This window comes from Candidatus Zixiibacteriota bacterium, from assembly GCA_035380245.1.
In the GTDB taxonomy this organism is placed as follows: Bacteria; Zixibacteria; MSB-5A5; order GN15; family FEB-12; genus DAOSXA01.
On the sequence record DAOSXA010000001.1, the window covers coordinates 402,399 to 416,461 of the forward strand.

The window sequence follows — 14,063 nt, forward strand, 5'->3', positions numbered from 1 at the left end:
CAGACTACGATCGAATTATGAAATACGCCAATTTTGTACATCTGCACACCCACACCCAGTATTCATTGTTGGATGGGGCCTGTCGCATCGATGATGCCATCGCTCTTGCCAAAGAGTTGAAAATGCCCGCCCTGGCCATGACCGACCACGGCAACATGTTTGGTGCTATTGAGTTCTACCAGAAGGCGATCAAGGCCGGAATTAAACCGATCATCGGCATGGAAGCCTACGTGGCAGGCGGCAGTCGCCATGAAAAAAGCCCCTCGCAGAAATATCCCGACGGTGGCTTCCATCTCGTTCTGCTGGCCAGGAACCTCGAGGGATATCATAATCTTATGAAGCTCTCGTCGTATGGATTCCTCGAAGGCTTCTATCATCGCCCCCGGGTAGACAAAGAGTTACTCCGGAAATATGCCGGTAATCTGATTGCCAGTTCCGCCTGTCTCAAGGGAGAGGTAAACTGGCACTTGCTCCGCGGCGACACCGAGGCAGCCGTTGCGGCAGCGCGAGAGCTTCAGGACATTTTCGGACCGGGCAACTTCTACCTTGAGCTGCAGAATCACGGCATTGACAAGGAACTGCAGATCATCCCCAAAATTGAGGCTATTGCCCGCGAAACAGGCATACCGCTGCTGGCGACCAACGACTGCCACTATCTCCGTCGCGAGGACGCCGAAGCTCATGACGCCCTCCTTTGCATTCAGACCGGGAAACAGGTGTCCGATACCGACCGGATGCGCTACAACACCGACCAGATTTACTTCAAATCGGCCGAGGAGATGGAAGAGGCTTTAGGAGATTTCAAGCTGGCCCTGGAAAACACGATTAAGGTGGCCGAGGCCTGCAATCTCGAGTTGGAAATGGGTAAAATGCTCCTTCCGGTTTACCCGCTCCCAAAGGAATTCACTACCCCTGAAGTATACCTGGAACACATTTGTCGCGAGGCGCTGCCGGTCCGTTACAAGGAAGTAACACCAGAGATCGAAGAGCGGCTCGAATACGAGATGGGCGTTATTAAGCAGATGGGCTATGGCGGCTATTTCCTGATCGTACGCGACTTTTGTGAGTATTCCCGCTCTCATGGGATCCGGGTTGGCCCCGGGCGCGGCAGCGCTGCCGGATCGCTGGTCTCCTATCTCTGCGGCATTACCAACGTCGATCCGATTCGCTTCGAGCTGCTGTTCGAGCGGTTCCTGAATCCGGAACGAATCTCCATGCCGGATATCGATATTGATTTCGCCGATCGCGGACGCGACAAAATAATACAGTATGTTATCGAAAAGTACGGCAAAGACAATGTTTGTCAGATCATAACTTTTGGCACCATGGCTGCCCGCGGGGTGGTGCGCGATGTCGGCCGCGTGCTTGCCATGCCTTACGGTGAGGTGGATAAAATCGCCAAGGCGATCCCGCTGGCGATTGATATGACGCTCGAAAAGGCGCTTACCGCCAAAGATTCCGAACTGGCCAAAATGGTCAAACAGGACAAGCGGGTGGAGCACCTGATCGACATCTGCAAGACGCTTGAGGGATTGGCGCGACATTGCTCCACTCATGCCGCCGGCGTGGTGATTGCCCCAGCTCCCTTGATAGACTATGTACCGCTCTACAAGGGAGCCAAGGACGAAGTAACTACCCAGTTCGATATGAAGCGGGTGGAGCAGATCGGCCTGCTCAAGATGGACTTCCTCGGGCTGCGCACCTTGACGGTGATCGACGACGCCCTCAAAATGATCAAACAGAATCATCCCGAAACCGATATCGAGATCGACGAAATCCCGCTGGATGATCCCGTTGTCTACGATATTTTCGCGCGCGGCGACACGATTGGCATCTTCCAGTTTGAATCCAGCGGCATGCGCGAGTATCTGCGGCGTCTCGCTCCGGAGAATTTTACCGACATTACCGCCATGAACGCGCTCTATCGTCCCGGGCCGCTCGACTCGGGGATGATCGACGAATATATCAAGCGCAAAAAAAATCAGTTGAAGATTGAATACGATCATCCGAAACTGAAAGAAATCCTCAGCAACACCTACGGGATTATCGTTTTCCAGGAACACGTCCTGAAAATCGCCAATCAGCTTGCCGGATATTCGCTCGGCAAGGCGGATATTCTCCGTAAGGCGATGGGCAAAAAAGACGCCAATCTCATGGCTCAGCAACGGCGTGAGTTCATGAAGGGAGCCGAAGAACAGAAGGTCGACGCCAAAGTCGCCGAGGAGATTTTCGACCAGATCGAGACTTTTGCCCGCTACGGCTTTAACAAGGCTCATTCCACCTGCTACGCCTTCGTCGCTTATCAAACCGCCTGGCTCAAACACTACTATCCGCAGGAGTTTATGGCGGCCCTGATGTCCTCGGAAATCTCCGATGCCGACCGCATTCGTATCCTCATGGAGGAATGCCGCCGGATGGGGATCAAAGTTCTGCCGCCCGACGTCAACGAGTCCGAGGTGGATTTCTCGGTGGTGGACGGCAATATCCGCTTCGGCCTGCTGGCGATCAAAAACGTCGGCAGTAATCCGGCCACGGCGATCGTTGAGGAACGCCGGGAGAATGGTCCCTTCATCGATATCGCGGACCTGGCAGAACGGGTAGCGCCGAAGTCGATTAACCGGCGAGTGCTGGAATCGATCATCGCCGCCGGTGCCTGCGACTCACTGCCGGGACATCGGTCACAGCAACATGCTGCCGTCGAGGCGATGTTGGAGTTCGGGCATAAAGCAGCGGTGCAATCGGCCAGTCACGACCTTTTCGCCGGAAGCGGCGGCAAAGTCGAACGAGTCGCCCCAAGTCTTCCGGACATACCGGAATGGTCCAACTCTGATCGCCTCAATCGGGAAAAAGGAGTGCTCGGATTTTACGTATCGGGACATCCGCTGGAACGTTACCGTGAGTCACTCCGGTTCTTTTCATCCACCGACTCGGCGGCATTGAAATCAGTTCCGGACGACCGCGAAGTTACCATCGGCGGGATCATCACACAGGTCAAAACGATGATCGATAAGAAGGGCAACAACATGGCCTTCGTGACTCAGGAAGACTTCACGGGATCGGTCGAGTTAATCATGTTTTCAGATTGCTATGAGAAACACCGACAGTATATTGAATCGGATCGGATTGTCCTGACTACCGGCCGGGTTTCTACCCGAGAGGGTGAGGATCCGAAAATCCTTGCCCAGGAAGTAGTTCCTTTGGAAGAACTGACGGAACGCTACGATTGTCAGTTGGTTATAAGGATCAATACCGACTGCTCCGATGAAACAATTGACCGCGCCCTTAAATCCCTTGAGGAACACAGCGGGAAATCACCGGTGCTTCTGGCGGCGCAACACAATGGATCTGAAGTATATATCAGATCAAAGAGGTACGCCGTTAAACCGGATTTCGAGTTGTTAAACGACCTAAAAGACTTGCTGGGGGAAACCAGCGCCTACTTTAGACCGTTATCTAAGAACGATGTATCAGCTTAGCGAATGGAGCCGTATGAGATTTTTGATCACCTCAGCCCTGCTTCTGCTCCTCACCGTTTCAACGGCCGGAGCAGACGAACAGAAAAACGACCAAAAGGGCGCTGAACCTTCCGCTACAGAAATCAACTGGATGAAATACGACGAAGGACTGGCCGCCGCCAAGGAAAACGGCAAGCATATCTTAGCCAATTTCACGACCGGCTGGTGCGGCTTTTGCAAAAAAATGAACAAAACGACCTTTGTCGATCCGGCTATCGTAGCCGCCATAAATAAGGATTTCGTCGCCGTTAAGATCGATGGTGACTCTCGTGACACCCTCGACATCGACGGCTACAAGATCACCGAACGGGATCTCGCCAAAGCCGTCTATCGCGTCGGAGGTTATCCCACCTATTGGTTCCTCGAATCCGACGGGACTAAACTTGGCGCTTTACGTGGCTATCAGAGTTCAGCCCAATTGGCTCAAGCCTTGAAGATCGTCTCGGAAAGACAATACGAGAAACCACCAACTGAAGACCAAAAAGCCGATAGCTCGGGGCAATAAACAGCCGACAGACTGACCTGTGATCAAACTGAAAGGAAACGACCATTGATGAAGAAGATCTTGATGATAGGCCCTTCCCTGATAGCGTTGTTGGTGTTCGGCTGCGGTAGTTCCGACACCACCCAGGAACACAACTCCGGGACACAGGCAGCGGCACAAAGCACGACTACACAGAGTAAAGTACCCGCCTCCACCGGGACAACCGTTTCGTTTGCGGCGTATGATGTCGATGGTTTTTTACACCAGTCCGATGAGTGGATCGGTAAACAGCCGGTGGTGATTAATTTCTGGGGCACCTGGTGTCCCCCCTGTCGTGCCGAAATACCCGATCTCGTACGTATTTACAACGATTACCGCGACAAGGGAATTGAGTTAGTCGGCATTGCCGTCAGGGACCAACCGAACAACGTCAAGCAGTTCGCCGGAAAAAACGGCATGGACTGGCCCATGCTCATGGTTGATGAGAATGTTATAGCCGGTTTCCCGGATATACGGAATGTGCCGACCACGATCTTCTTCGACCGCAACGGCAACGAAGTACAAAGGTTTGTCGGTGGTCGCGATTACGAAACTTTCAAGCAGGCTTTCGAACAAATTCTCTAGCTCGAAAACGAATCTGATATAACAAACGGGCGCAACCTGATAAGGCTGCACCCGTTTTTATTTATGCCATATAACGGACTAAGCCGGTTGTTGGCTGTCACTGAAGAACAACTTCAGCATGTACCAGATTAATCCCAAAGCCAGTACGAAACAAAGCACGAAAACGATCAAGACCGACCATTGCGACCGGATCGGGATATTAGCCGGGTCCCAGAATTTCTGAAGATGAACAAGCCGCAGAACATGACGGGCCGAAACCATGGCCAGCATGGAAACGAAAACCATCAGCCCGGATATCGCGAACTTCCTCTTGAAAAAGAAATGCAGTGAACCGAGCGACAGAATAAAGCCAACCGTCACGAGCCAGATTCCGGAACTTTGCATAAACGGAACGAGATAATCACCCAGCGTGAATAAATAAATCAGCCCCATAACCATTGCCGCCAACATCCCGCAGAGAAAGAACTTCTTGCCGATTTGATACATGGCCTGACTTTTCCGGCCGATCCAGCCGACAAAGAACGCCCCGACGGTAATAGCTCCCAGGATCATGTGAAACCAGCGCACCAGATAGGAACCGACCTCGGGATTCAACACGAAACCGGACTGGTTACCGGAGTACAATTGTTGCGTCAGTAAAGGATTCTCGGAGAGGCTGAACGATGAACTGTAAACGAACGAGACATATGCCATCCCGAGCATTGCCAGACCCAGATAGATCCCGACCCGCTCCCTGGATTTAGTGAACGATGCTCCGTAAAGGAAATAGTACGAAAACATCACAGCGGCTAAAATCACCAGCCAGGGCCAGGCCGTTACGATGGTCGAGGCGTAAACCTGCTTATGGAAAGTTAACTGTACGAACAGAAGCGGCGCCACCCCTATCGTAATCGTTGCGGCCATCAGCGTCGGAAACAGCTTAACGAAACGCTGGATCGATTCATCCTGCCATTTATTGTTGAACTTAGCCAGCAATAATACCAGACCGCCGCCCAGGACGAAATTCATAGCTGCTAAATGCAGCGTCAGCGTCAGGATATGCAAAACCGTGATCAACCAGAGCGGGGCCGACAGAAAGTTGTAGTCGGGAAGGTTCATAGTGCACCTCCTTCCGCAGCTTTAGTCTTAAACATGAGAAATTCCACGAAAGCTGCCGCCTCAGTGCTGTCGCCCGTAAACGGCGGCATCTCCTCGGCCAGATCACCGGCCATTTCGAGCAGGTCATAGATGTCCTGTTCACTGAGCCCCAGAATCGACGATGATTTATCATTATACCCGCCAAAAACATGGCATTTGCCGCAGCGCAGGTCATACACCTTTCGTCCCAGATCAACTCTCGAAAGACCGTAAATCTCAGCCACTGACCTATGATCCGTGTGCTTGTAAATATGGGCAGCGAGTAATCCGGCTTCATCTTCATTTCCGAGGAAGGGCGGCATGTTGCCGCGCATGACATGCAAACCGACCATCGTATTGGCAATGAGCTCTTCATCCATACCGTCATAAGCCGGCTTGAGCGCCTTGTAACCGTCGACCGTATGACAGGAGCGACAGGCATGACGAAACAAATCCGCACCGTCGTCGCCAGTACGGTATTTCATATTCAGCAAGAGTCCCTCCTGGAGATACTGATCGGCCCTGGCTACCTCCATACCGTTACCGTACATGTAATCGGAGACGACATACGGCTTGCGAACCGATTCGCGGAAGAATTCAAAAGCTCCAAACCACACCAATCCCAGCGCCATCATCACCAGCGCTACCGGCAGGGAAACCGCTTTACGCAGCAACAGGCCAAACAGCAGCACCAGGACCGCCACGGCAATCAGCAGCTTGAAAGTCAGCCCCCAGGAAATAATCGGAGTCGGCATCATATTGAGCGCCGTCTGGGTGATATTGGCCGGGATGGATGCCCAGTACCAAAAGAGACTCGGGACCATGATTACCAAACCGACTATCGCCCACCAGGCATTGTAAGTCACCGTGCGTCTTTTGAAATCGTCCGATTTACGCACACTGACTACTAAAAGGGCAAACAGACCGGCCAGCATGACACAAATACCCGTCCTCAGGATAAGCGAAGAGAAGAAAGTCGGATTGAAGAAACCGTCCCAGAAACTTCCGGTAACGATCCAGTCTCCCGGCGAGAGCATAAAACTGAGGATGCCGTTAATAATAAACAGCGACATCCAGGCCGCTCCGAAATAAATCCAGCCAACGGTCATATGGTTCCTCGCCGACATCGACTTCCAACCATACAGGTAGATTATGGCCGCCATGATTTCGATGAGGAAAAAACACCATTCGGTGGCCCAGCCCCAGACGAAATTGTGGATTAATAATTCCGTGGCCGCCGGATTAAGCAGACCGATAATGAACCAGATCCCAACACCGGTCAGGGCGCCGAACACCAGGGTGGTCAGTACGAAAAATTTGCTCAGACCCTGAAGAAACCCCAAGGCATCGGCATCGTTTTTCCTCCGGGCTCGAGTTTCCGCCACGGCCAGATAAAGGCCCCCTCCGATGGCGAAATGCGAGACGAAGACATGGATCACTGCGATACCGGCCATCAACCAGCCGTATGACAGACCGGTGTCCCAAAAAGGATAGTCCATGAATCACTCTCCGTGTATGGTAAGCTCAACCTAGCTTTGTTTTATCTTAGTAAGTGCCCCCAAAGGCGTCAAGTTTTGTTAAATTGTCGCCTTCGTAAATCTATATATAGTCCACACTTAAGGTCAAGTGAGACATCATCTTTAACTATAACTGTAAGATAGTTAAAATCTTCTTTACTGAGGAGAAAGCAAAATCAAACATTGCTGGAGTCGCGCTTGGAGAAATATAGGATATCCTCATGGTAGCTGTAACCCATTTTCCCAAACAACGCCATTGAAGGTAAATTCTGTCCTTCGATCAGACAGGCAATAACTTGCGCTCCGAGCCCCCGAAGAAACCTCTCCCCGGCTTCGACAATTTCCACCGCCAGACCACGACCGCGGCAGTCCGGATCTACCGCGACCCGGTTGATCCATCCCTTGCGACCGTCGTAAGTCATCACTCCAACCGCCACCATGCGGTCGTCTTCGAACAATCCGTAGAAAGCCGTATCGGAACGTTCCATTTCGCTGTTGATATGTTCGCGACTGTCCCGTCCGTCGGGACGATACGGCAATCCGGCATCGGCCCAAACCCGGATAATGTCGTCGTAATCATCGGGAGTCAGTTGTCTTATGCGGTTTTCCATATTTCTCCGTGAGAATTTCTTCGAGCCAGGTCATACTGAATTCAGACGCACAAGGTTGGTTCTGCCAGTGTTCACAGCCGCTGAAGTTTAACAGAACACCTCGAGCCGGAACTTCGACCTCAGCCGCCGAGCGCATACCGGCAGCCAGCATATTGATACAAGCTACCCCGATTACTCCGTAATCCCCCAACTCATCTCGATAGTGTTTCAACTGCTGCTCCAAATTCCGTTTGGAGAATACTGCCGGGATATTATAACGATCGGCCAAAGCGACCATCTGATTGGCCTGACAGGAGGGAGTACATTGCCGGCAAATATCACCGAACGGTCCATCTTCCTTAAGGCAGTCCGGATTATGTAAAGAAAGGCAATCCGGTATAACCAGAAGGGTCTTGGGAGCAGTATTAAAAGCCTCGCGATTGAGATCATCGAGAATTTGAAAGGAAACCATTTCCAACAGGTATTTAACCTTTGGAGTCCGCCGCAGTCGTTCTCCGCAGTCATCTTTTAAGGCTTGTTCAATATACCGATCCAGACCGTTAAATTCGCGGGAGAAACGATCATACCCTGAAGATATAAACTCATCGGTAAATTCGCGCAGACGACGTCGGAACGTTGAATCGAGGCAGTAAGTCGGAGCGGGATTATTCATGACAGAGAATATAGGCAGCCCGGTCTCGGGACAGAAGTTTTTTCAGCGACTGTCGGCCGGATCGAGGTTTTCCAGCCGGGCTAATCCGTCCCGGGCAGAATCCGATTCCGGCCAAATCTGCAAGGCGGTCATAAAGCTGATCCGAGCCTTGCCGATCGCGCCGGTTGATTCCGAAACTTCGCCAATAGCCACATATATCCGGCTTCTGGCGCGGGGATCATCGGGGGCGAGACGAAGGCCGTGATGGAGAGCCGCCAGGGCCTGATCCGGCATATCCCTAAGGCGTAAAGTCAATCCCAGATAATAATGCGCTTTCCAGTTGCGGTAATTTTCCTCCAGCGATTTTTCGAACAATGTCTGAGCCCGTTCGTAATTACCGGTACGGAACAACGCCAGTCCTTCCTTGAGCGAGGCATCCGAATCCGCCTCCCTGTCGGACAGACTGTCGACCGCAAGAGTTGCTAATTGAGAAGGCTGGTGATTGGTCCTGATTACATCCGGGTGATTTCCACAGGAAAGGATTATCCCGGTCAGGATCAGAAAAATCGCAATTCTCAAAACATCTCCACGCTTCAGGGATTACATAAGTCTTCCTTGATCCTGATATCGGGCAATCAGAAGGATATCTGCACGGAAAATCAGTTGAATAAACAAACAGAGTTGCGATACTTATATACGGATTAGTAAATTGACCTAGCAGTCAAGGAGACATAATGAACTATCAACCACCGCCCCTGATCCTTAAAAATCCCGGCCTGGCCGCAGTTTTATCGTTTTTCTATATGGGGCTGGGGCAAATATACAACGGGCAGATTGCCAAAGGCGTAGCCTTTATAGTCGGATTTACTATCTCCCTCATCCTGATGTTGATCCTGATCGGCTTTATTACAACTCCGATTCTCTGGATATGGGGTATATGGGACGCTTACAAATCAGCTGAAAAGATCAACCGCGAAATGACCTACGGACCGGGACCTACTCATCAACCGATGATGTAGGATAGAAATATGCTACCGAAAGGACACTCCTCTTGCTACTAGCCGTCGATATCGGCAATACGAACATCGTTCTGGGATTGTTCTCCGGAGATCAACTCCAGGCGACAGCACGGTTGTCAACACGTGAACGGATGACCTCCGATGAAGCCGGCTTTTTGATCGACGGATTTCTCAGGCGTTCCGGGATTGACAGCACCGTTGTAACTCACAGCGTTGTCGGATCAGTAGTGCCGCGTCTGACCGGTGCTCTTACGCGGGCGCTGGAATCCCGTCTTCCCGGTCACCCGGTCGTAGTTACATCCTCATGCAAGCTGCCCATGTCCATTGAGATAGATCGACCGGCACAATTGGGCGCTGATCGTATCGCCAATGGTGTGGCCGGCCTGGCATTTTACGGCAAACCGCTGATCGTTGTCGATTTCGGCACCGCCACCACCTTTGACGTCGTTGACGCCAATAATCGATATCTTGGCGGAGTCATTATTCCCGGCCCGGAAACCTCAATGAAGGAGCTGGCGCGCAAGGCTGCACAGTTACACGAGATAAGTCTGGTACATCCCTCCGCTGTCGTGGGTAAATCGACTGAACTGGCTCTGCAATCAGGACTGTTTTACGGCACGCTCGGGCAGGTTGATCGAATTGTCGACGAGATTCTTCGTGAAACCGGTTTCTCAAAATGTCATATAGTTGCCACCGGCGGGCTGGCTTATGGAATAGAAGAATTCTCAAGGCACGTCGAACTGGTGGAACCGACCCTGACGCTTCATGGTTTACGCATCATCGGCGAAATGAACCGGGAATAAGCGATTTCCGGATAGCCGGATGTCGACATGGTTGCACTAATGCCAACAGGTTGTTATATTTCATCTTGCTCCTGTAAAAGACCACACCCTATGGAGGTTAAGAAATGGGTAAACTGGTTTTCTCATTCCTGGCAGTTTTGTTAATCCTGGTTGCCGCGGGAGCCGCTCAAACCGGAGATGAAGCAACGCCGGATAAAACCACCGGCATAACCATCGAAGCAGTTCTGTGCTCCGACGTGGTGGATCGTCTGCCGACAGGTGAAGCAGACAGCTTCGGCGATGATATCGGTAAAGTCTGCCTCTGGACCAGAGTTAAAGGCGCCGTCGACACAACCTTCATCAAACACAATTGGTATTTCGAGGGGAAGGAGATGGCTAGTGTTGAGCTGTCTGTCAAGAGCGCTAACTGGCGGACATACAGTTCCAAGAACATCCTTCCCGAATGGGACGGGAACTGGGAAGTGAAAGTGGTTGATGCTTCCGGACAGACACTGGTTTCGAAGAAATTCACTGTAACTCGAACCGAAAAGCAGTAAATATCTTGACCGGGGCGGAGATTATGACCGCCCCGGCTTTTTGAAAAGTCGGTATTCGTTAGTAAGTTAATTCCAACCGACTCCTCAATCCCCATTTACTCCTCTACAAATACCCCTATATCAACCGGTTCAACGGGTTAAGCGATCCCAATCCCGGGCCGATATTCACCAATACAGGCACGAAAAAGGGTGGCAAATCCCGCCTGATCCGAATAAACGAAATAAAGCGGCGTTCAGTCTTGGTCCAGATAGCTGCGTGCGGCGCAGTTGCGTACGATCAGATCCGATGTTACGCCAGAACCTGATTTCGTTAAGTGGAGTATGTGTATGAGATGGAGTATCCGCAATCAGATCATGTTACCAGGTATCGTTAGTCTGATTGTCTTGATAGGCACCGTAACCTATTTCTATTTCAGCTCCAAAACAGAGTTTTTACACAACAGCGAAGTATTGATCAGCAACGCCACGAAACAATACGCTGAAAAGTTGGAATTTCCCCTTATGGGTCAGGAGATGATGTTTTTCAATCTGACTCGGGAAGACATTTTTGGATATGTCATTGAATTCAACGCCACCATTGACTTTCACGATGAGATAACCCGGAAAATTAACTCAATGCCGGGGGTACTGGCCTGGGCGCTGGTGACATTGGACGGTACAGTTGTTGACCTGGAAAAAAGTAATCAACTCGAAGGTTATGCGAATGACCTGATCGGTCAAAAGTTACCGGAATTCGAATATTACAACCGTCACGACACTACCATTATCCACTACGGCTGGAGCCCCATGCTCAGCCGCTGGGGAGCGCAATATCCGACTACGACCGTCTTTTGTTATCCGACAAAATCCACCTCAGGAGAAAAGAACGGTTATTTCATGGCTTTCATGGACTTTGCACCGATCCACCAGCTTGTTAAGGACTGCTCGAAAACACTGGCGGATTATAAATACGATCAAGCCTGCGTGTATTTACTGTTCGCTCAATCAAACGAAGTCGCGGCTTCCGTCGAAGCCGGTGATAATGTCCTTACCGACGCTGATTTGACTCTCCTGGCTAATTACGGCATGACTCATCGGCAGAAACAGACAACCATCATCAATGAACTTAATCTCAGCCGCGGCGGAGCCTTTGTTTGCACATCGGCCATTGGGACTGAAGATCCAAACAGCCCCGGTATGTTCGATCACTGGCGACCTTCTCTTGTTACCGTTATCCCCGACGAACAAGTTCTGGCGGGTCTTAAACGAAACCTGTTCATCGACCTGGGCATAGGCGCCGGTTTGTTTATCCTGCTGTTGGGTTTGAATCGCTATACCGCACGGCGTATTTCCCGTCGTATCAACAGAATATCATCAACTGCGCGCGCTATGTCGATCGGCGAAGTGGACCACAATCTGGCTGCAACCTCAAATGACGAACTGGGAGATCTGGCCGTATCGTTCGCAGCCCTCCGAGATTATCTGTGGCGATTGGCGCACTCCGCCGAAGCCATCGCCGATAACAATCTGGCCATTGAAATCCCAACGATGTCGGAGTCCGATGTCCTGGGACAAGCCTTCGCCAAAATGCTTCACAACTTCCGGACTATGGTGCAACAGATAAAATCCGATGCCGCAGCTCTGTTGAAGATTTCACAAAGGATCGGGACGGCCAGTGAACAACTTTCAGAGGGCGCGACTCTGGTCTACGGCTCTATCAATACCTCAGCTTCCGCTTCGGAAGAGATCAGCACCAACATGAACGTAGTGGCATCAGCGGTAAAGGAGAATTCTCTCCATATCGAGGAACTATCAACGGCAGCCGCCAATATGTCCAGTTCCGTAAAAGGGGTATCATCCGCGGTTCATGAGATAAGCAGCGCTATGGACGAGGTTACTCGGAATTCAGATGCTACCGCCAGCATTGCCGGTGACGCGGACCGCACGGCTCGGTCGGCCAAGGAAAAAATGGATTCACTCGCTGCCAACGCCCGGGCAATCGACAAGATTGTCGGATCGATTACCGACATTGCCGACCAGACCAACCTGCTGGCTCTTAACGCCGCCATCGAGGCCGCTTCAGCCGGAGAGGCCGGTCGAGGCTTCGCCGTGGTCGCCAATGAAGTCAAGGAACTGGCCAAACAAACGGCAATGGCCACCGCTGAGATTACCTCACAGGTGCGGTCGATGCAATCCGATACTGATGAAGCAGTTGAAGCTATCGCAAAAATCCTCGAAGTTACGGAACAGATCAACAGCCTTTCGGCTGAAGTCGCTCATGCCATCGAGAACCAAAGCACTGCCATCAACAATATCTCCGGTTCGATTTCGGGCAGTGCGTCCGGAGCCGAATCGGTTTCCAACAACGCCCGTGAACTGGCCCACGGTACTATCGAGATTTCTCGTTCTGTCGATGAGACTTCCAGCGGCGCTACCGGTATCGCTCGGAACGTAGCCAGAACGGCCAATGTCACTGAGAATATGAATGTCTCTATTCGTGATCTCTCAGATATTGCTCTGACTCTTAACGGCCAGGCCGAGGGATTAACCGGTCTGGTGGCACAGTTCGACCTCGGCAGCCACTGTCAACATTCAGAAGAAAAAACAGAAGAGCCGATTCTCATATAAGAACCGGCTCTTTATCGAACTATAATTTATAGTTACGAGTTATTATCCACCCAACTCAGCGGCATACCAGCTACCACCGTAACGAAAAAGCCGTAACTTATAGGTAGTGTCGCCCCGGACAATCACCACTTCCCCAAAATCGGAATGAAGACCGCTGCGGGTTTGAGTTTCGATTTCGGTTATCTCTTCGTCTCCGAATTCATCCATGCCGATATCGACAAGATTCAGTTGGTCCGGAGTAGTGGACTTGAAACGCGCCATGAATCGTCGGACTTGTTCTTCGTAGTGTTTCCGATGCTTCTCTTCGAGTTGCAATCTGAGCTGGTCGGTCGGTTTAGAAAATCCTTTCGAGGAACGTAATTTCATCACGTACTCGAACGGTGTTACAGCCTTCATCAAACCTTCCTCGTTACCCGCCCGAGCCTGCTCCAGCAACCAGGCAGCGAACTCGACACGGTTGTCAAACGAAGCCGTTACGGACGGCATTGGTGATTCGGCTGTTTTCCCTTGTTTATTCGCATCCGGTGAAGCCTCTTTCTGACCACAGGCAACGGCCATGACCAGAGACAGCGCCAATAATGTTCTGACAATACGCAACAT

The 14,063-nt window shown here is 51.4% G+C and carries 13 protein-coding genes; 7 read left to right on the top strand and 6 right to left on the bottom strand.

The window, feature by feature from the left end; translation table 11 throughout:
* Window positions 1–17: 17 nt before the first annotated feature.
* From PLF13_01540 to PLF13_01550, 3 genes are read left to right on the top strand one after another with little or no spacing between them, the layout of a single operon-like run.
* Window positions 18–3,476, top strand: a complete 3,459-nt coding sequence (locus PLF13_01540) for a DNA polymerase III subunit alpha (GenBank protein HOP05952.1) — start codon at window positions 18–20, stop codon at window positions 3,474–3,476.
* 13 nt (window positions 3,477–3,489) lie between these two features.
* The gene (locus PLF13_01545) at window positions 3,490–4,020 is read left to right on the top strand and encodes a thioredoxin family protein (protein HOP05953.1); all 531 of its coding nucleotides are present in this window, start codon (window positions 3,490–3,492) and stop codon (window positions 4,018–4,020) included.
* 48 nt (window positions 4,021–4,068) lie between these two features.
* The gene (locus PLF13_01550) at window positions 4,069–4,623 is read left to right on the top strand and encodes a TlpA disulfide reductase family protein (GenBank protein ID HOP05954.1); all 555 of its coding nucleotides are present in this window, start codon (window positions 4,069–4,071) and stop codon (window positions 4,621–4,623) included.
* Between the two features lie 78 nt (window positions 4,624–4,701).
* Here PLF13_01550 and PLF13_01555 read toward each other — a convergent pair whose 3' ends face one another.
* The 5 genes from PLF13_01555 to PLF13_01575 all read right to left on the bottom strand — a co-directional run bounded on the left by PLF13_01555 (window position 4,702) and on the right by PLF13_01575 (window position 9,077).
* A complete protein-coding gene (locus tag PLF13_01555; protein ID HOP05955.1) occupies window positions 4,702–5,721 on the bottom strand; it encodes a hypothetical protein in 1,020 nt (339 codons plus the stop codon).
* Window positions 5,718–7,238 (bottom strand): cytochrome ubiquinol oxidase subunit I, encoded by a 1,521-nt coding sequence (locus PLF13_01560; GenBank protein ID HOP05956.1) that lies wholly within the window; start codon window positions 7,236–7,238, stop codon window positions 5,718–5,720. Before PLF13_01560 ends, PLF13_01555 begins: the two co-directional genes overlap by 4 nt.
* A gap of 194 nt (window positions 7,239–7,432) precedes the next feature.
* Window positions 7,433–7,867 carry a GNAT family N-acetyltransferase gene (locus PLF13_01565; GenBank protein HOP05957.1) on the bottom strand — a complete coding sequence of 145 codons (435 nt, stop codon included), beginning with the start codon at window positions 7,865–7,867 and terminating at the stop codon, window positions 7,433–7,435.
* On the bottom strand, window positions 7,833–8,519 hold the full coding sequence (locus PLF13_01570) for a DUF116 domain-containing protein (protein HOP05958.1): 687 nt from the start codon (window positions 8,517–8,519) through the stop codon (window positions 7,833–7,835). Before PLF13_01570 ends, PLF13_01565 begins: the two co-directional genes overlap by 35 nt.
* Before the next feature lie 42 nt (window positions 8,520–8,561).
* Entirely contained in the window at window positions 8,562–9,077 is a 516-nt protein-coding gene (locus PLF13_01575) for a tetratricopeptide repeat protein (protein ID HOP05959.1), read from the bottom strand.
* Between the two features lie 155 nt (window positions 9,078–9,232).
* Here PLF13_01575 and PLF13_01580 point away from each other — a divergent pair, with 155 nt between their 5' ends.
* From PLF13_01580 to PLF13_01595, 4 genes are all read left to right on the top strand, one after another.
* Window positions 9,233–9,517: a hypothetical protein gene (locus tag PLF13_01580; GenBank protein ID HOP05960.1), complete on the top strand. Its 285-nt coding sequence runs from the start codon at window positions 9,233–9,235 to the stop codon at window positions 9,515–9,517.
* 32 nt (window positions 9,518–9,549) lie between these two features.
* Window positions 9,550–10,320 (top strand): type III pantothenate kinase, encoded by a 771-nt coding sequence (locus PLF13_01585; GenBank protein HOP05961.1) that lies wholly within the window; start codon window positions 9,550–9,552, stop codon window positions 10,318–10,320.
* Window positions 10,321–10,424: 104 nt separating this feature from the next.
* Complete coding sequence (locus PLF13_01590) at window positions 10,425–10,856, top strand: DUF2914 domain-containing protein (GenBank protein ID HOP05962.1); 432 nt, start codon at window positions 10,425–10,427, stop codon at window positions 10,854–10,856.
* Between the two features lie 327 nt (window positions 10,857–11,183).
* Window positions 11,184–13,463, top strand: a complete 2,280-nt coding sequence (locus PLF13_01595; protein ID HOP05963.1) for a methyl-accepting chemotaxis protein — start codon at window positions 11,184–11,186, stop codon at window positions 13,461–13,463.
* 42 nt (window positions 13,464–13,505) lie between these two features.
* Here the strand turns inward: PLF13_01595 and PLF13_01600 are convergent, their stop codons facing one another.
* The gene (locus PLF13_01600) at window positions 13,506–14,063 is read right to left on the bottom strand and encodes a hypothetical protein (protein ID HOP05964.1); all 558 of its coding nucleotides are present in this window, start codon (window positions 14,061–14,063) and stop codon (window positions 13,506–13,508) included.